The 19,086-nt window shown below is 38.1% G+C and carries 17 protein-coding genes; 11 read left to right on the top strand and 6 right to left on the bottom strand.

The window, feature by feature from the left end; all coding sequences use genetic code 11:
- Position 1 precedes the first annotated feature (1 nt).
- From JR347_RS06760 to JR347_RS06725, 7 genes are all read left to right on the top strand, one after another.
- The gene (locus JR347_RS06760; protein ID WP_317192618.1) at positions 2 to 2,269 is read left to right on the top strand and encodes an efflux RND transporter periplasmic adaptor subunit; all 2,268 of its coding nucleotides are present in this window, start codon (positions 2 to 4) and stop codon (positions 2,267 to 2,269) included.
- A 19-nt stretch (positions 2,270 to 2,288) separates the two neighbouring features.
- Entirely contained in the window at positions 2,289 to 2,810 is a 522-nt protein-coding gene (locus JR347_RS06750; RefSeq protein WP_205723287.1) for a DUF3347 domain-containing protein, read from the top strand.
- Positions 2,794 to 3,279 carry a TlpA family protein disulfide reductase gene (locus JR347_RS06745; protein WP_235689771.1) on the top strand — a complete coding sequence of 162 codons (486 nt, stop codon included), beginning with the start codon at positions 2,794 to 2,796 and terminating at the stop codon, positions 3,277 to 3,279. Before JR347_RS06750 ends, JR347_RS06745 begins: the two co-directional genes overlap by 17 nt.
- Complete coding sequence (locus JR347_RS06740) at positions 3,272 to 4,471, top strand: sialidase family protein (protein WP_205723286.1); 1,200 nt, start codon at positions 3,272 to 3,274, stop codon at positions 4,469 to 4,471. Before JR347_RS06745 ends, JR347_RS06740 begins: the two co-directional genes overlap by 8 nt.
- 104 nt (positions 4,472 to 4,575) lie before the next feature.
- Positions 4,576 to 5,667: a serine hydrolase domain-containing protein gene (locus tag JR347_RS06735; RefSeq protein WP_205723285.1), complete on the top strand. Its 1,092-nt coding sequence runs from the start codon at positions 4,576 to 4,578 to the stop codon at positions 5,665 to 5,667.
- A gap of 67 nt (positions 5,668 to 5,734) precedes the next feature.
- Complete coding sequence (locus JR347_RS06730) at positions 5,735 to 6,802, top strand: sensor histidine kinase (RefSeq protein WP_205723284.1); 1,068 nt, start codon at positions 5,735 to 5,737, stop codon at positions 6,800 to 6,802.
- Positions 6,799 to 7,494, top strand: a complete 696-nt coding sequence (locus tag JR347_RS06725) for a LytR/AlgR family response regulator transcription factor (RefSeq protein ID WP_205723283.1) — start codon at positions 6,799 to 6,801, stop codon at positions 7,492 to 7,494. Before JR347_RS06730 ends, JR347_RS06725 begins: the two co-directional genes overlap by 4 nt.
- A gap of 21 nt (positions 7,495 to 7,515) precedes the next feature.
- On the opposite strand, the gene JR347_RS06720 is transcribed toward JR347_RS06725, so the two are convergent.
- Both JR347_RS06720 and JR347_RS06715 read right to left on the bottom strand, forming a co-directional pair.
- On the bottom strand, positions 7,516 to 8,610 hold the full coding sequence (locus tag JR347_RS06720; RefSeq protein ID WP_205723282.1) for an adenylate/guanylate cyclase domain-containing protein: 1,095 nt from the start codon (positions 8,608 to 8,610) through the stop codon (positions 7,516 to 7,518).
- A gap of 77 nt (positions 8,611 to 8,687) precedes the next feature.
- Positions 8,688 to 9,080, bottom strand: coding sequence for a hypothetical protein (locus JR347_RS06715; protein WP_205723281.1), 393 nt, complete (start codon positions 9,078 to 9,080; stop codon positions 8,688 to 8,690).
- Positions 9,081 to 9,290: 210 nt separating this feature from the next.
- Here JR347_RS06715 and JR347_RS06710 point away from each other — a divergent pair, with 210 nt between their 5' ends.
- On the top strand, positions 9,291 to 10,265 hold the full coding sequence (locus tag JR347_RS06710) for a hypothetical protein (RefSeq protein ID WP_205723280.1): 975 nt from the start codon (positions 9,291 to 9,293) through the stop codon (positions 10,263 to 10,265).
- Positions 10,266 to 10,330: 65 nt separating this feature from the next.
- Here JR347_RS06710 and JR347_RS06705 read toward each other — a convergent pair whose 3' ends face one another.
- The gene (locus JR347_RS06705; protein WP_205723279.1) at positions 10,331 to 12,397 is read right to left on the bottom strand and encodes a TonB-dependent receptor plug domain-containing protein; all 2,067 of its coding nucleotides are present in this window, start codon (positions 12,395 to 12,397) and stop codon (positions 10,331 to 10,333) included.
- 24 nt (positions 12,398 to 12,421) lie between these two features.
- Positions 12,422 to 12,925 (bottom strand): YfiR family protein, encoded by a 504-nt coding sequence (locus tag JR347_RS06700; protein ID WP_205723278.1) that lies wholly within the window; start codon positions 12,923 to 12,925, stop codon positions 12,422 to 12,424.
- Positions 12,926 to 13,049: 124 nt separating this feature from the next.
- On the opposite strand from JR347_RS06700, the gene JR347_RS06695 reads away from it, so the two are divergent.
- The 3 genes from JR347_RS06695 to JR347_RS06685 all read left to right on the top strand — a co-directional run bounded on the left by JR347_RS06695 (position 13,050) and on the right by JR347_RS06685 (position 16,522).
- Positions 13,050 to 15,410, top strand: a complete 2,361-nt coding sequence (locus JR347_RS06695; RefSeq protein ID WP_205723277.1) for a PAS domain S-box protein — start codon at positions 13,050 to 13,052, stop codon at positions 15,408 to 15,410.
- Positions 15,407 to 16,048, top strand: coding sequence for a response regulator transcription factor (locus tag JR347_RS06690; RefSeq protein WP_205723276.1), 642 nt, complete (start codon positions 15,407 to 15,409; stop codon positions 16,046 to 16,048). Before JR347_RS06695 ends, JR347_RS06690 begins: the two co-directional genes overlap by 4 nt.
- Before the next feature lie 102 nt (positions 16,049 to 16,150).
- A complete protein-coding gene (locus tag JR347_RS06685; protein ID WP_205723275.1) occupies positions 16,151 to 16,522 on the top strand; it encodes a hypothetical protein in 372 nt (123 codons plus the stop codon).
- A 331-nt stretch (positions 16,523 to 16,853) separates the two neighbouring features.
- On the opposite strand, the gene JR347_RS06680 is transcribed toward JR347_RS06685, so the two are convergent.
- The gene (locus JR347_RS06680; RefSeq protein ID WP_205723274.1) at positions 16,854 to 18,326 is read right to left on the bottom strand and encodes an SLC13 family permease; all 1,473 of its coding nucleotides are present in this window, start codon (positions 18,324 to 18,326) and stop codon (positions 16,854 to 16,856) included.
- Positions 18,323 to 19,081, bottom strand: a complete 759-nt coding sequence (locus JR347_RS06675) for a DUF4886 domain-containing protein (RefSeq protein WP_205723273.1) — start codon at positions 19,079 to 19,081, stop codon at positions 18,323 to 18,325. Before JR347_RS06675 ends, JR347_RS06680 begins: the two co-directional genes overlap by 4 nt.
- Positions 19,082 to 19,086 lie beyond the last annotated feature (5 nt).

The raw sequence follows: 19,086 nt of genomic DNA, 5'->3' as shown, positions 1-19,086 counted from the left end.
AATGAAAAACATCACTAAAACTATACTGGTTGCCGTCAGCACACTTTTGATTGGTTTGCTAATAGGCTGGTTGATCTTTGGTAATTCCAACGATACCAATAATGCAGAACACGATCATTCGGCTGCCGCAGTAGGTGTTGAAACCGTTTGGACTTGCTCCATGCATCCACAGATTCGACAAAATGAAGCAGGTGATTGCCCTATTTGTGGAATGGACTTAATTCCTCTGGAGGAAGATGCCGGAAATTTAGATCCGAATGCCATTTCTATGTCACCCACAGCCATGCAACTCGCTAATGTGAGAACGTTGATTGTTGGTACGAATGCAGCAAATAAATCGGTAAGACTAACAGGTAAAGTTCAAGCTGATGAAAGACAACTGTTTACGCAATCATCGCACATTCCGGGGCGTGTCGAAAAGTTGAATGTAAACTTTACTGGCGATTATGTAAATAAAGGTCAGGTGATCGCCTATGTCTATTCACCGGAATTAGTTACAGCTCAGGAAGAATTACTGGAGGCTGAGAAAATCAAAGAAAAGCAACCGGCATTATTCAGTGCCGCCAAAGAGAAGTTGAAAAATTGGAAGCTTACCGATGCTCAGGTAGAAAAGGTAGTAACTTCTAAAAAAACGATTACTGAATTTCCAATTGTAGCCAATGTTTCCGGCTATGTAACCAAAAAAATGGTGAACTTGGGTGATTATCTAAAAGCCGGTCAGCCCATTTACGAAATAGCCAATCTCTCTAAAGTTTGGGTACTGTTTGATGTATATGAATCGGACTTGCAATGGGTGAAAAAAGGCAATGAAATTTCTTATACTGTAAAGTCTTTGCCGGGTAAAACCTTTACAGGCAAAGTAACCTACATCGACCCAACTATTGATCCTAAAACAAGGGTGGCCAAAGCCAGAGTGGAAGTGGCGAATAAAGATTTGGCATTAAAGCCGGAGATGTTTGCAACGGGTCAAATTAAAAGCAGCCAGGATGGAAAAGATGCCACGCTAACCGTTCCCAAATCTGCCGTTATGTGGACGGGCAAAAGATCTGTTGTGTATGTGATGAACCAAAGCAGCGAAGGCGTGAGCTTTATGATGCGGGAAGTTACTTTAGGGCCGGAACTTGGTGAAGAATATGTGATTGAGTCAGGTCTGGAGGCTGGTGAAGAAATTGCAGTGAATGGAACCTTTAGCATAGATGCTGCAGCTCAGCTAGCCGGTAAACCTAGCATGATGAACCCCGCGGGTGGTGCTGTAATGACTGGTCATAATCATGGTGGAAGCTCAGGCCAGATGGCCGAAATGAAGGTGGAAGTTCAAAAAACAGCCATAGATCCACAAGCCAAGGATGCTTTAAAGCCTATTTACACGCATTATTTAAAGCTTAAAGATGCATTGGTTGCGAGTAATTTTGATCAAGCGAAAGAAGCAGCTAACATGCTTAAAAAGAGTGTAAATAATGTGAATATGGCCCTGTTTAAAGGCGATGCACATAACACCTGGATGGCACTGTCAGATAACTTCAAATCAAGCCTGGAGCATACCAATCACTGGTCTGATATTGAAGCAATTAGAACAGCTTTTATTCCCATTTCCAACACATTGATCAGTTTAACCAAGGCATTTAATCCTAACAGAGAAAAAATATATGTGCAATATTGTCCGATGGCCGCTAACAATACCGGTGCAAGCTGGATAAGCATGGAAGAGCAAATTAGAAATCCATATTTTGGAGACGCAATGCTCACTTGTGGAAATGTGGAGGAAGAGTTGGCTGGAAGTGCGAAAGCTACCCCGGCAGAATCCGACAAACCCAAACCAAAAAGTCCAAAAACATCAGCTATGGGTAACATTGGTAATACACACATTCATATCGATTACTCATCTCCAAGTGTAAGAGGCCGTGTAATTTGGGGTGGACTAGTTGCGTATGACAAAGTTTGGTCGAGCGGTGCGCACAAAGCTACGACCATCGACTTCTCTAATGACGTAACGATCAATAACACAAAAGTGCCTGCGGGCAAATATGGATTCTTTACGATACCAGGTAAAGATCAGTGGACTATCATTTTAAGCAAAGATTGGGACATGCACTTAGCTGATGATTATACACAAGCCAATGATCTGCTTAGGTTTAAAGTAAAACCGACAAAGCTCAATGAACCGGTTGAATCTCTTAAGTACGAGGTAATTCCATCAAACGATAAATCAGGTGTAATCAAGTTAAGCTGGTCTGATTTAAGCGTATCATTTAAAGTAATAAACAATTAATCAATTAATACATACAACTATGAAAACAACACTTTTATCAATTGCCACAGTTAGTCTTTTGATGGCTTGTGGAGCTCAAAAAGGAGAAGAAAAAGAAACAACTACTGAAGCTACAACAGAGGTTAAGGAAGAAGCTACTTCTGAAGAAGCTGCAACTGATAGCTCCGCTGAGTTAGTGCAGGCTTACATGAAGCTGAAAGATGCTTTAGTAGCAACTAACGGGGCAGAAGCAAAAGCTGCAGCCACAGAAATGCATAACGTCATCACCGAAAATGATAATCAGGGCGAGTTAATGTCAGCAGCAATGAAAATCTCAAACACTGAGGATGTTGAAGAGCAAAGAAAAGCTTTCCTCGACCTTACGGCAGCCTTTATCGCCCATGTGAAAGCTAACGGCTCTGATGAAACATTATACGTGCAGTATTGCCCTATGGCTTTTGACAATAACGGAGGAAATTGGGTGAGCTTGTCGTCAGAAATCAGAAATCCATATTTTGGAGATAAAATGTTGAAATGTGGTAAGGTTGAAGAAGAAATATAAGTCTGCACTAGCCTTACTCACGATTGTACTTGTAAGCGTAGCCTGCTCAACGAAGGAGCAGGCAAATACGCCTCAAATCGATATTAAAACACTCTCAGGTGAATCGTCTACGTTAGAGGATTATGAGGGTAAGGTTGTATTTCTAAATATTTGGGCCACATGGTGCGCACCCTGTATTAAAGAAATGCCTTCCATTGAAAAGTTGACTGAATTGTATGGGGATGACGTGGAATTCCTGATAGCCTCCAATGAGGAAGTAGACAAAATCATTCAATTTAAAGAGAAAAAGTCTTTCAAATTAAACTTCGTACAATTGCAAAATACACCTGAATCACTGGGCGTATTTGCTTTACCCGCCACTTTTGTTTTTAATAGAGCTGGCGAACTGGCTTTTGAAGAAAAAGGGAGCAGGAACTGGTATAGCGAAGAAAGTAAAAGCCAGATCAAGAAAATTATTACTGATGAATAAACATTTACAAATCTTGGCGGCTATTGCATTACTTGTTGCAGGCTGCAAGTCTTCAACTGATCAAGAGACAGTAAGCGAAAATGTCCCATCACAAGTTAATTGGCTGGATGAATTTCCGGGCTCATTACCGCACTTGTATACCGATCTTGATTCCAACGTTTATCTGTCATGGGTAATTGAATCTGACGATACGGCCAGGCTGGTTTATGATCAGATTGGAACGGATATGAACCCAAAACCTATCACCTCAGGCACTGACTGGTTTGTGAATTGGGCGGATTATCCGATGATATCTACTCTACACGGTCAGAATTTTCTGGCCCATTATCTGCAAAAAAGTAGTGAAGGCACATATAGCTATGACATTAAAGTGACTGTTTCGAATGATAGCGGTAATGCTTGGAATGCGCCTTTTGTTTTACATGATGACGGCAAAGAAGCGGAACATGGATTTGTATCAGTAACACCATATATGGACAATTTTTTAGTGGTTTGGCTGGATGGAAGAAATACAGTTATGGAAGAATCGCATGATGGGCATGGACAAGGAGGTGCAATGACATTAAGAGCAGCCATCTTGAATACAAACGGTGAAAAACTGAATGAATGGGAACTCGACAATAGTGTATGCGATTGCTGTCAAACATCGGTGGCCATTACTTCTTCGGGGCCGGCAGTTGTGTACAGAAACCGCTCCGAGGATGAGATCAGGGATATGTATGTGGTTCGATTTGTTGATAATGAATGGACAGAACCTGTAGCGGTACATCATGACAATTGGAATATTGCAGGCTGCCCGGTTAATGGACCAAGAATAAGTGCTTATGGCAATCAGGCCGTGGTAGCCTGGTTCACCGCGCCTGACGAACCCAGAGTGAATGTGGTATTTACCAAAGATGGAGGGGAGACATTTTCGAATCCTGTTAGACTGGATAAAGGCTCAGCCATCGGCCGCGTTGATGCAGTGATGTTAGACGATGAAAAGGCCTTTGTCACCTGGATGGAAGGTGAAAACATTGAAGGTGCCCTAGTGTCAGCTTCAGGAGAAGTCTTAAAAAGAACTGTCATAGCCAGCTCATCAACAGCCAGAAGCAGCGGTTTCCCGCAAATCACCTCCGATGGTGACGATATTTTTGTGGCTTTTACAGATACTTCTAGTGGCAGGGTTAAGTTGGGGGTGGTAAAGATTTAAGCTCTAACGACCAAATCACAATTTTCACTATTTCACCACCAAAATAAGCACATTCGTCACAACCAATTGTTTTAGTAAACATTTGGTTCAAGTTTTATTCATCTATGAAAATAATGAATAAGTATTGCCTGAGTGTAATCAGTGTTCTTACACTTTTGGTTTTCTCATCATGTGGTGATGACAGTAATGATGATGGTGTATCGGTTAATATGGTTCAGACCGTACTCAATGAATTTGAGGATACCTTTGTAAAAGGAGGGGCAGCTGCACTTATATTAAAGTCAAATGGCGAAATTATTAGTGGAGCTATTGGTGAGTCTGAAGAAGGCACTCCTCTTAGTGCAGATCTGAGCTTTGCCGTTGGAAGTATTAGCAAAACCTTTACGTGTGTATTAACCCTTCAATTAATAGAAGAGGGTTCATTGAAATTAACTTCGACCATTAATGAACTATTACCAGAGATTGTTAGCGAAAAAATTCCAGGTAATATTACCATCCAACAATTGCTTATTCATAATTCAGGGTTAGATCATCCATTACCAGGATCCAATGGGTTGTTTAACTTCGTAATCAACAATCCCTCCACTGAAATTACCTTCGAAAAATTTGTTGAATTTATGGAGCCCCCACATTCTGAACCAGGCACTAAGTTTTTGTATTCTGATGCTAATTACAAAGTGTTAGGCATGGTGGTTGAAAAAATAAAAGGAGCTGAATTCAGCGAAGTGTTAAGAAATGAGCTTTTCAACTCTTTAGAATTAAATGACACATTTCTAGGGCTGCTGGAGGTACCCACTAATGAGCAGGCATTTGCATGGGTAAACACTGAATCAATTAAAGATTTAGACCGTACTGCAGTAGAGAGTATGGGAAGATACACGGGCGATGTATGGTCATCCTGCGGTAATCTGGCCAATTGGTTTCATGCCATTTTTCAGAAAGAAGTGATCAGTGAGTCATCTCTTAGCCTGATAACTACATTTAATAAAGGTGCGGACGGTTTGGATTACGGTGCAGGTATGTTTCGAAGTGCATATGGTGGCAAGCTTGTTTATTGGCATTCCGGCTTCACTATCGCTTACAGTTCATTTGTGGGCTACGTGCCATCCACCGGAGATATAGTTGTCATAATTAATAACCAATGGAACAATGAGGAGCTCATTAATATGGTCAACGATTTAGTCAAAGAGCTCTAATTTCAGAGAAAAGCTGTTCTTTAAAGGTATTTTCCTCAATTTGAGGATTATTGAATACCTTACCATTATGAGGAGGAAAGTATTTACGATAATCATCCACATAACATGCTGGAGTCTATTTATTTTACTTTTATGTAAGCTTTTCCCAGCATACTCTCTTATACAATCCGATGAAGGCGAAACCGGCTTTTTAATTACTCATACTTATTACTATTGGGTGTTGGGCGGCTCTTGCATGTTTTTTTTCTACTTCCATTCTCAGCTACTTTTCCCTAAACTGTTTCTTAGAAAGAAGTACTTAGCCTATTTCATTTCATTAATTTTATTGATGGTATTTGTACCTGCAATGCAGTATTTAATAGATACGCTACTCATTCAATACCTGACATTGCCTTCAGATAGTAAAGTAAGCGTCAAAGGTTTTTTTATTGAATCAATTGGGTTAAACACATCCAGTCTCACCTATGTCAATTGCTTCGCTTTTACACTTGGTTATTCGTTTTATGATAGCTGGGTAAAGGATCAGCAGCTCAAAAAGTTAATACTACAGGATAAAATAAAGGCTGAAAACCAGTTACTACGTGCACAAATTAACCCACACTTTTTATTCAACACATTAAATACATTTTTCTCACTTGCACAGAAACATAAGGCACCTGTAATTGAAGATGGTGTAGCAACTTTATCTGAGATGTTCAGATACACTTTAGAGAATAAAGACACCACATTAATGCCTCTGACAAAGGAAATTGAATACGTAAAATCTTATGTCCATTTACAAGGCCTGAGGTTCAAAGATGGGGATGATGTCGATATACAGTTTAAGATAGAAGGTGATTTTGAAGGCAAAGAAATCCATCAAATGATATTGATTAATTTTATTGAAAATGCCTTTAAACATGGCATCAATATTTCTGGTCGCTCCTATATACATATCGATATTGATGTTGCCGAGAAATTTCAGATGAAAGTTCGGAATTCAGTGGGTAGTAAAGCAAGAGATGATATTTCCTTTGGAGTTGGTTTGGATAATACTAAAAACAGGCTGGACTTACTTTATCCTAATAAACACCAGCTTTATATTGAATCGACAGATAATTATTATGAGGTTATACTTACTTTGGAGTTACCATGAACAATTTTAACTGCATAATAGTAGATGATGAGCATAACGCCAGAGAAGTTATTAAGCGTTACATTTCTCAAGTTGAATGGCTGCAACTAAAAGAGGAATTTAAAGACCCCCTCAAAGCATTACACTTTTTACATACAGAGACTGTTGATATAATTTTTCTGGATATTAATATGCCAGGACTAAACGGAGTGGAGTTTATCCAATCCCTCACTAAAAAGCCTACTATTATTTTCACTACTGCCTATGCAGAGTTTGCTTTGGATGGTTACGAAAATGATGTGGCAGACTATCTTTTGAAACCCATACGGTTTGAACGATTTCTAAAAGCCATCAATAAGGTTAAATCATCATCAGAAGGATCTGTTTCTGAAGATGACTTTATTATGGTAAAAATTGCCCACGGACTTCAGAAAATAAGGCTTGAAGAAATCCTTTTTCTTAAAAAGGACAGCAATTACATCGAAATTCATCAGGTGGATGGGCGAAAGGATTTGATAAGAGAAAATATGAATACGATTTACGATGTATTCCCTCAGCAGCATTTTATGCGCATTCATAAATCATTTGTAGTAGCTAAGCGGCATATTAAAATTATCGAATCGCATCAGGTAACATTACAAAGCGGTCATAAAATTAGCATAGGCCCCAGTTATCGAGAGGATATTATTAAAGAGTTTCCATATCGAAAATAAATTCACGCTCATTGTTACACATCAGACAACAGCTACCAACTCCAAAGATGCTATCTTTCCCTTCAGATCATGCGTACCCATCGATTTAAAACTGAAGTTTTCTGTATAGGGTAATTGATCTGCGAGCTCTTTTGAGATGAGGTTGTCAACGCCCAATTCGTTACACAAACCCTGAATTCGGGATGTCGTATTGAGCACATCGCCTGTAAAGATGATTTCCTTTTTCAATGCTCCAATTTCACCGGTTGTTACCAATCCTGCGTGTATGCCTACCTTGAAAGTGGGTATCACCCCAAATGTTTTTTGAAAGTATGCCGATCTGTTCTCAAGGTCTTGCTTCATTGCCAAAAAAGACCTGATGCAGTTCTGATTTTGCAGGCCTTTTTCAAACGGCCAAGAAATAACAATCTCATCACCTATGTATTGATATACCTCTCCTCCGTGTTTAATAATGGCATGTGTAAGTGTATTGTAATATTCCTTCAACAGCTTGAAATAGGTGATATGGCCTAGTTGCTCAGCAATAGTGGTTGACGATTTCATATCCAAAAACATAAACACACGCTTCTCTTCTACCGGTTGGTGATACTTTCCGGTAAAAAAATTCAGAAGAACATTCTGGCCAATATTCTCGCTGATTTCAGCATAAAAAAGGCAGGCAAATAATGATACACTCATCTGAACGAATGTGCTGAGATTGGTTATACTCGTTAGATAATAAATATACTTAGCCCAAACTCTTTTATCGAATATTCCAGTTTCCAGTTCCATGCTGGCTGCAATAGGAAAGGTGATTAATATTACGAGAAAAAGAAATACGATGTAGAACGCAAACTTGTAAACTATTTTGGTAGTGAAACTTTTATTAGAAAACGCCTTATTGAGCCAAATAACCTCAACAGTACCAATCAATAGCCCGAGGATTGTTACTGCAATACTGGCAAACACCAATATTTGCGAATTTACCCGTATGGCCGTAGAAGAAACATTGTCGAAACCTCCTAAGGCAGCATATTCAATAAACATGAATATCACACCCAAGGTGAGCCAGATAAAGCCGAATGGCAAAATTCTAATAATATTCCTTTTTGTAGCCGGAGAAAGTGAGTTGAACATGGCTGCCAAGCTATAATTTCAACCTGTAAGATAGTTTAAAATTGAATTTCAATTAACGGTATTGTGACAAAGCTTCTTTATTGATTCTTTCCAATAAAATACCCTTGCTTTTTATCATCAAAATAAATGTCAAAGGTATATTGGTCATCTTCCTGCCTCACTTTATAAATGGTAACACCGTCTTTTTTAGCTCCATTGGTAGCAGTTATCCACTTAATATGGATTTCATTATTGCTATTCTTTATAACATTTGCCTTTCCAATTACTACATCCCGCATGTTGCGCTCTGTCCATATGCCATCAACAATAGTTACTGATTTAAGGCTGTCCGAAATGTCATTACCCTGTATCATCAACTTAGAGATGCTCAGATTCAGATCATTCAGAGGTTTTAATTGTGAATCTTGTGCATATAATTGACTTACAGTACTAAGGCAGATACTAAAAAATAAGGAAGTGAAGGTTTTCATGGAATTCAACTTATTGTTCAACAAAAGTTACAAATTTTTATTAACATAATTTTTAAATAGGCCTTTTGAGTGCAATAATCTCATACTTAATGTTGAAACGCGGTATACCATTAAAATAAAACTGCCATCTCCTTCATTAAATACGGCATTGACAACTCCCTAAATTGTAGTATATTCTCGTATTATTTAATCTGGCAGTACATTCTATCCATGAATATTGTCCAACATATTGTCAAAAGTGGGATTACCAATGCTAAGAGCTATCAGGATAAACGTGGCATCTTAATATCCAACTACATAAGTCTCATACTGAGTGTTGCCATTTTAATGATTTATCTAGTAAGGTTTATCTATTTCAGCGATTTGTCTTATGGTGTATCAGGAATAAATCTTGTTATCGGACTATTAGTTTTTTCATCCCCAATTCTCTTAAACAGACTTGGGTTTGATTACTTGGGTCGATTTTTAATTTGTCTGATGCCCATTCTGTACCTATGGTTCATGTTCATTTCTCAAATGCATAATCTACCCATTGTGTACCCAACCATTTACAGTGCAATTCGAATATTTCTTCTCACATTTAGTACCATACCTTTTTTAGTATTCTCTTACAGATCTAAATATTCGTTGATAGCCGGCATTTTACCTGGACTGATATCGGTGCTATTTTTTGAGCAGATATTCTCTGCTGTAAACCTCAGTTACTATACCCAAGGGCTGCCTCTTGAGGACTATCCACTCATGCAAATGCGAACCATCATTGCCTACTTCATTCTAAATGCGGGTAGCTATACATTTCATCTCATCATCGTGAAAAATGACATGTATACTCAGAAGCTTTTGGAGGAGCTTGAAGAACAATCAAAACAATTAGAGCTAAAGAATAAAACACTCTACGAATTAAACAATACACTAGACCAAAAGGTAAAACGTAGAACTGCAGAAATAGAGAAAAAGAATATTGAACTAATAAATAAAAATGTAAAACTCTCTGAATATGCGTTTATTAACTCGCACAAACTAAGAAGCCCGCTGGCCTCTATTCTGGGGTTGGTAAATTTGTTTGAAACTCACATTCTCTCAGAACATGAAAGGCTTAAGATCATTGAGAAAATCAAAAAATCAAGTGAGGATTTAGACCGTGTAGTAAAAGAAATTAACGCCATACTTGACGAGACAAAATAAACAAAGAAAGCTGCAGGTTTCCCCACAGCTTTCGCCCTCAACACTAATCAATCTACCATGAAATCTTAGAATTTGATGGAAGCGCCAGCCATCAATAACATGCTGGTTCTGTCAGTTCCATAAAACTCTGCCTTTTCATCACCTAATAAGTTTCTTCCGTTTAGATATACATTAAAGTGGTTGTTAATCATATAATTCACTTTTGCATTTACGATTAAACGGCTATCTATTTCACCCACAGTAGTAGCTGGGTTTACATTGTCATAAAAACTGTACTGATTTTGCTCACTCATAAAGTAAGGGTTCAAATTCACAGTTAGCTTTTCTGTGGCTTTCACGTTTAAGTAGAACCCACCATATACTGCAGGAGTTTGATCGTTCTCATCATCACTAAGATCTGCCAGTCCAAAAATGCTTTGGGATGATGCCAGGTTCTCAGATTCTGTTTTTTGGAATGTTACAAATGGCTTTAGCTGCACTTTTGTAGACGGCACATAATTAGCTGAAAGTGTAACACCATTTTGAACAGACTCAACCGGCATGTTTACATACCTGAAGTAGTCACCGCCAGGAGTATAAGGTGCCTGTGGTATGTCTACAATCAAGGCATTGGTATTCTCTGCTTGTTGTCTGAATAATTCAATATTCAATTCTAACTTATTGCTCAATTTAGTTCTATAACCTAATTCAAACATTTGAATCTGAAATAAATCTAGGTTTTTATCTCCCTGATAGTACAGGTTAGCAGGAGGTAATTGTACATCTAAAAAGTTGGGCCCTATAAATGATCCACTGTTAGATTTTGAAACAACTGCTCTAATCAAGTTCTTATCGTTAATGTCATATGTTGCAGCAAATTGATAAGCAAAATACGCTTCGTCAGGTGAGTTAAATTTATCTACTCGACCGCCAGCAACCAATCTTAGTTTTTCAGTTACTTCAATGTCAGCCATTAAAGATCCGGCTATATTTTCTACCGTTTGCTCGCCTTGAAATACGCCTATTGTACCCTGTGATAAATCCACATAATCTTCATTATTATATGCTGCACTTTGATAACTGAACCCCGGACGAACAGAGATTTTATCTGACAAATTCCAATTATATTCCAGATTGGCATCTACAATGGAGTAATCGTATTTTAACAACACCTGTGCTGCTCCCTTATTAAGGTCATCAAAACCTGTTGTATAAGAAAATCTACCTGATAATCCACCTTTGTTTACAGCTAAGTTCACATATTCTGACTCATACACTGACTGTGAAAATGGTGTGGTAGCATTTTGAGTAAACGGCTTAACAACTTCTGCTCTTTGCAATCCTGTTTGTACTCCGATATTAAAATCTTCAGCAACAGCATAATCTAACATTAGATTTACACCATTTCTTTCTACACCTGTTTCAAAATTGTCGTTACCCGGATCGCCATATGCATTTTGCTGATACAAGAAAATTTCATCGTCTTGTCTGTCTCTACGCTGGAAATTACCAGACACCTGAGCAGAGAATTTCTCATTGAATTGGTAGCCTAATCTAACACCACCGATATACGTATTATCCGTTCCGGCTGAAACATTGGCATTGGCAACTACGCCATCACCGTCTACATCTTTTGTAATAATGTTAATAACACCTGCTACTGCATTTGGTCCGTAAAGTGGTGCTGAAGGACCTCTAACTACTTCAATTCGCTCAACATCCACTAAGTCTACCGGCAATGCTTCCCAGTTAGTTCCGCCTAAGTTGTAGTTAAATACAGGTCTGCCGTCAATCATTACCAAGGTAATTTGGTTAGCAGAACTTGTTCCGTCACCGTACCTGTTAATGTTGTCAAAACCTCTTAAATGAATATCATAGGAGCCATTCGTCATTTCTCTTACAATAAGACCGGGAACTAAACGCAACGCTTCAGGAATGCTGGTAGCACCTGCGTTATAAATCTCTTCTTTTGTAAGCGTAGAACTTGAAAGCGGTGCTTCAAATAATGATTCCGCCTTTTTTGATACAGAATAAATATCTATATCCATTAACTCTTCGAGGCTCAACTCGAAAATATCTTCTTCCTGGCCGTATGACGGTGCAATAACCATCGCTAAGGCCATAACTGTTAAAAATTTGATTGTATTTTTCATGGTATTTATTAATTACTAGTTTGATTAAACAACAATGGCAAGACTTACTAGCTGGCTCGCCACTTTGAATTGTGAATTGTCAATAGACTTTTTGTTCAATTCAAATCGAATTTTACCGTCTTTATGCACAAAATTGATATCGCTTCCTTTTTGTGTCATACCTGGCTTTTCAGAAACCAAAACGGTCTTAGCCGATTTGGAAACCGATGAGATTAGATGGCTACTACCTTCAGGAATGTAAACCAGTTCATAGTTTCCTGATTTGGACACATCGGTAAATACTTCAATAATAATTTTGGCCGAGGAACTTGATTTTTTTGCGGCCATTTCCTTAAACGCTGCAACAATCTGCTCATCATTGCCAAGAATACCGATGGTTACATTTCCATCGTTGTTAGGCCATTGAATGTACCTTGTAAAATTGTATACAAACAAGGTTTTGATCTGACTCTCTGCATTTTGAGCCAAAAGCGGCATGCTTAAGGCACACATTAATATTAGGGCTGTTAAATAGTTTAGTTTTTTCATGGTTGTATTGATTTAACTAATTTTTCAATGCAAACTTGATAAACTATCATGCACATGATTTAAGCAGATTCACGTATTTTAATGTCTAAGTGAAACACGTAGATTATTCAATATATCCGAAGAAATGACTCTCAATTTGGTTTTATACATGTTTTTGTCTGCTGGAACTGCCGGATTGCTAGTCTACCTTCTTATGTATTTGCACTATTGGAAGATCAAAAGCTCTGTTGAAGCTGATAGTAGTTTAGCCCAGAAAAAGTATCAAGAGTCGGAAAGGATTCTATCATCTATGTACACCTACACAAAGGAATTTGTGGCGTTGTTAAAAAAAGATAAGAATAATTTGATCATCATTAAATTCCCTGAATCTTACTGGATACAAATACAAAAGCACACTAATTATTCTAAAGAAGATGTCATTGGAAAATCTTTGAAATGGTTTTATGTGGAAATATTAAAGCTAAATGAAAACGAAATTGCTACCAGGCAAAGCAAGATTTTGAAAACCATTATTGAAAGAAAGCCCATTACCTACCTTGAAAATTACAAAGACCCTGACGGGAAAAGAGGCTGGTCAAACTCAAGCTTTATACCACTTTTGGATGATAAAGGGGAGATAGATTATATTCTTTTTACATCAAAAGATGTAACGAAAGAAAAAGAAGTAGAATCTGAATTGAGATTTAATGTAACGCTTCTGGAAAGCATTCTGGACTATAGCCAATTTGCTATTGTTTTGTTTAAGGATGGTAAAATCCATCAGATTAATAAAACCTTCACCCACTATTTCGATTATCAGATCAATGAGATTTTAGGCGAACCAGGCGAAATAATAGTACCGGAGAAATACTACCCGCTGCTTCATAAAGTTCGTCAAGGTTTAATCAACGATTTCAAGGTGTTTCATCTTGGTTTAGAGGAAGAAATAACGCTGAAGCGTAAAGATGGCTCTGAATTTTATTGTGAGGTAAGTGTGTATCCGCTTCCGGTAGAAGGAACAAGGTACAGTGTTTTATCCATTTCCAATATTACAGAACAAAGGCGTATCAGACATGAGTTGGAAGAAAGCAAAGAACAATTGCAATCGCTTATAGAAAATATGCCCGGTATGTTTTTCAGGCTGGGCACTGATAGCGAGTTTAGCCTGCAATACATTAGCGGAAACAGCGAGGCGTATCTGGGTATAAAAAATAGCGATATAAAAGAAAAGAATTTGCGCGGTCGTGATGTACTACCTGATGAGTTCATTACAAAATCTCGTGAATATTTGAGCCAATTAATGCAAACTGGTGGTAATGGTGAAATGACTCTGCCAATAGAATATAGTTCTGTAAAAAAATGGGTGAATGCTCGCTTTAAACCTACAAAACTAAGTAGTGGCGAGCGCGTGATTGATGGGCTGTTATTTGATGTTACGGAACAGGTACTGAATGAAAAAAATCGAAAAAAAGCCGAAGAAAGCTTAAGAAAGAATCAATCGCGATTACTTGCGTTAATGGCCAATCTGCCAGGCATGGTGTATCGGTCTGCCCATAAGAATGATTTCAAACTCACTTTTGTGAGTGAAGGCTCTCTTGAACTCACAGGCTACACACCCGACCAGTTGAAAACTTCGAAGTCCTCAATTTTCAATATCATTAAAGAAAATTATCACGACAAAATTAGAAGGGATGTAGCAGAGGCCATTGCTGAAAAAAAGCCGTACAAATTATTCTATGAAATCTACACGGCAGCTGGCCCTAAATGGGTATTCGATCGGGGTCAGGAAATCGAGAAGGGTTATCTGGAAGGTATCATCATCGATATCACCGATCGTGTGGAATCAGAAGAAAAAATAGTGCAAACCATTATTCAGACAGAGGACAGAGAACGAAAAAGAATTGCCAAGGAACTACACGACAGTTTGGGCCAAAAACTAACTACTGTTTCACTATATTTCAATTCATTGAAAGACAAAGAATTAGAGTATAACGAATTAAACACTCGATTGGTGAAAGGTTTAGGCTTTTTAGAGTTGGCAATAAAAGAGACACGTAACATTTCACATAACCTAATGCCACGAAATGTTGAAGATTTTGGCCTCAAGCTATCGATAGAGAGTTTGGTGAATGAGTTGAATGCCATTTCTGAAACCAAATTTTCGTTTTATGATAACTTACAGGACAAAGATATTTCTGTGAACCTGGGTTTACACCTATATCGCATAACACAGGAAGCAATAAACAATGTATTAAAATATGCAGAGGCCAAACAGGTTGCTATTCAATTAATGCTCTACCCTGATTTAATTATTTGGTCGATTGAAGATGATGGTAAAGGCTTTGATATCACCCAACTCGAGAAAGAACAGCAGTTTGGCCTGGAGGGCATCAGACAACGAGCACAACTTTTATCGGGCAATGCAACAATAGAATCGAGGATAAATCACGGAACAAGCATTACTATCGAAATACCGTTTAAGAGTCATTATGTAATAGAAAAATGAATGTATTAATTGTTGATGATCACAAAATAGTTAGGGATGGAGTTAGGCTCTATGTTGAAAAGCACCCTAAAGTTAAAACCATTGAAGAAGCAAAAAATGGCAACGAAGCCCTGGCCCATTTAAGGCAACACCCTGTTGACCTGGTGTTGATAGATATTAACATGGCTGTGCTCAATGGTATTGATTCTACAACTCAGATCACAAAAGAATTTGAAAACGTGAAGGTAATTGCACTTACCATGCATAACGATTATCACCATATTAAATCAATGATGGATGCAGGTGCTAGTGGTTATCTGCTAAAAAATTGCAACCAGTCAGAAATGATTGAAGCCATCGATCGGGTGATGGATAACGAAATTTTCTACAGCCCTGAAGTGGCACAAACGGTCATGAACAATCTTGCCAAGAAAAAGGTGAGGCAATCCAACTCCATACCTCTAACACCCAGAGAGTTAGATATTTACAAACTAATTATGGATGATAAATCCAATCAGGAAATTGCCGATGAGCTGTTTATAAGCATTAGAACTGTGGAAGTGCACAAGCGTAATTTAATGGAAAAGACAGGTGCCAAAAGTTCTGCAGGCCTGGTAATATATGCCGTAAAAAACAGAATTTTTGATGATATAATTTGAGTTTATCCTTCCTCTAAGTGAATCACGTAGATGTTGAAATACGTGTGCATGCTTAAATAAATACTCCCTACCCTACCGAGGTTTGCAGTCATATTCTTTGTCATGGACTGCATTTATTTAATAAGTAAAAATATTCACTTAGCAGAATTCCTTTCGGAAGAAGGTTATGAGTGCGTTTGGTTTAACGACCAGCCCTGTGAACTTCATTCCGTTGAATTCTATACCAGCATTGTGGTTTATGACACCTTAAGCTACGGCTATAATATCCCCCAATTACTTAAAAATCATGCGCGTGGCTTAATCATATTAAGTGATTACCTCAGTGATTTTTATCTCAAGAACTTCACTGAAGAAAATCAGGCCATTTTACTAATACACAATTTCATTCATGAGCTTAATGATGCCATTGCTTCTGTATTGAGTAGAAAAAACTATCAATCAAAAAAATTAAAAACCAAACTAACAGCGATATAAAATTATGAAAGTAAATGTGAGCGAACGGATCGAAAAAAACATATACTTCCTAGCAATAATTACTGTTTCAATAGTATTAGTTAAAGTGCTTGAGTTTTTAAATAAGCTTACCACTTTACTTTGGTAGCTGAAACACGATGTTGATTAGTTAATTGGTCTGGTTAATGCGGTAGCTTATCCTTTAACAAACCATAGGTGTAAATGTCACGAGTGTTAACAGTCAGTTCAATGCTACTTCAAATACTTCATACAATGTAACGCCATTCTAACATGCAGTCTCATACATTTCTGCTATGAAACTAAACACTCAAGTATTTTAGAGTTTTTAATATTATTTCTGCATAAAAGCTGCCGGAAAAGCATCCTGATCAAAATCCCAAATTATAGGGAGCATGTAAAATGTTAATAATGAAATAATTAGTATTGAAACAAGATTCATAAAAAATCCTGTCCTCACCATATCGGGGATGCGCAAGTAGCCCGAACCAAATACTACTGCGTTAGGCGGGGTTGCCACTGGCAGCATAAAGGCACAGGAAGCAGATATAGTCACAGATACCATGATCATATAAGGGTGCAAGTCAAAAGCCAATGCCATAGGTGCCAGCACTGGTAATAGCATGGCTGTTGTAGCTAAATTCGAAGTAATTTCAGTTAAGAAATTAACTGACGCCACCATCACCAGAATTAAGAATATCAATGATAGCCCTTGTAAATCGGTTAGCTGCGAGGCAATCCAAACCGCTAATCCTGTTTCATTAAATCCTCTGGCCAGGGCTAAACCTCCTCCAAATAATAGTATGATGTCCCAGGGAAGTCTCTTCGCATCTTTCCAAACCAACAAAGTTTTCCCTTTGCCTGAAGGTAAAATAAATAACAATGTACCAGCTGCCATAGCGATGATGGTATCATCCAAATTTGGAATTAACTTTTGCAGTAATGATCTTGTGACCCATAAAGTGGCAGTAGCAATAAATACCCATAAAACAACGCGCTCTTGTTTGGATATTTTGCCTAAGTCCTTCTTCATTTTTCTGATGGCCTTTCTTCCACCTGGAAACTCCACATTCTTCAGTGGAAATGCTTTCAACGTTAAATACTTCCAGCAAATAAAAATAAGCGTGATTGAAATAGGCAGCCCAAATTTCATCCAATCAAAAAAACTAATCTTTACCCCATAGGTTTCTTCAAGTACACCTGCCAAAACCAAATTAGGCGGAGTACCTATAAGAGTTGAAAAACCACCAATAGAAGCACTATATGCAACTGCCAGCATTAATGCTTTACCAATCGCATCAAGTTTTCCATTTTTCTTGCCATCATGGCTTTTCTTAAACTGCTCAGCCACGGCAATCGCAATTGGTAACATCATTACTGAAGTGGCTGTATTAGAAATCCACATAGATAAAAAAGCAGTGGCCACCATAAAACCCAGTATGATACGTACAAAATTTGACCCTATTAGATCAATGATGGTAAGTGCAATACGTTTATGCAAATCCCATTTTTCTATTGCAATAGCTATTAAAAATCCACCTAAGTACAGGAATATGTATTTATCGCCAAATGCTGTTGTTGTTTCTTTAATATCAAGCGCACCTGTTAAAGGAAATAAAAGTATAGGTAACATGGCAGTTACAGCCATTGGTATAGCTTCTGTTACCCACCAGATAGCCACCCAAAAGGTAACTGCAAGCACCTGAAATGCCAGTGGTGGCATGGAGCTAGGCGCACCTATGAGCTGCATTAGTAAGAAGACCGAAGGCCCTAACAAAATGGGTATTATTTTCTTTCCAACGTTCATTCGCTTGCTATTTCAAATTCAAAATCTTCAACCAACATTTTCAGGAATTCGGCATTTTCCTTTGATAAAATGAGTAGATATAACCTCTGCCCGTTTTTATCTGTAGTAGTAGTTCGTTCCGGTATTTGTAAGGTAGACTTGCCTGTAAAAAACTTATAGAATGCCAGGCCAATCATGTAGGTACCTATAGATGTGGGGTGCTTATCATCAAAATAAAGGTCCAAATTTGGGCGCCACTCTCTGGCTTGAGCCATGAGCGAACCTGCCGGAACTATCTGGGAATCGGTTTCTTCGGCAAGTTTTATGTATGCTTCATTAATTGGCTTAAACAGCCTGGGGTTCGATTTATAGCCCCATGTGATCATAAATACAGGCTTAGCCCCTTTTTCTTTCACTAATTCAGCGAACTTCTTTCCATAAGTTTCGAAACTTTCAGGAGTTTCAATGGCGCTCAGGCTGTGATTATTAAAAACCACATAATCCCATTTTTGATCGTTTAAAAGTTTACGTGTTTCTGTACCCTTTTCCTCTTTCCAATGCTGTTCCAAATTTGACCCTGACACTGTAGAATGGCGCGTTTCAATGGTTACTCCCTGGCTCTCTGCCATCGCATTTACTACCTGTGGTAGATTATTAAAAAACATGAAACTATTACCCACAAAAAGGACTCGAATCGGTTCTTTTTCCTGTGAGTGTAGTTCAACAGTATAGAAGCTTGCACATAGAAATAGTAGTATGGAAATTTTAAACCTCATTCGCA

This window comes from Fulvivirga lutea (assembly GCF_017068455.1).
In the GTDB taxonomy this organism is placed as follows: domain Bacteria; phylum Bacteroidota; class Bacteroidia; order Cytophagales; family Cyclobacteriaceae; genus Fulvivirga; species Fulvivirga lutea.
The sequence above is the reverse complement of the archived record's forward strand: the minus strand, read 5'-3'. Positions and strand labels throughout refer to the sequence as shown.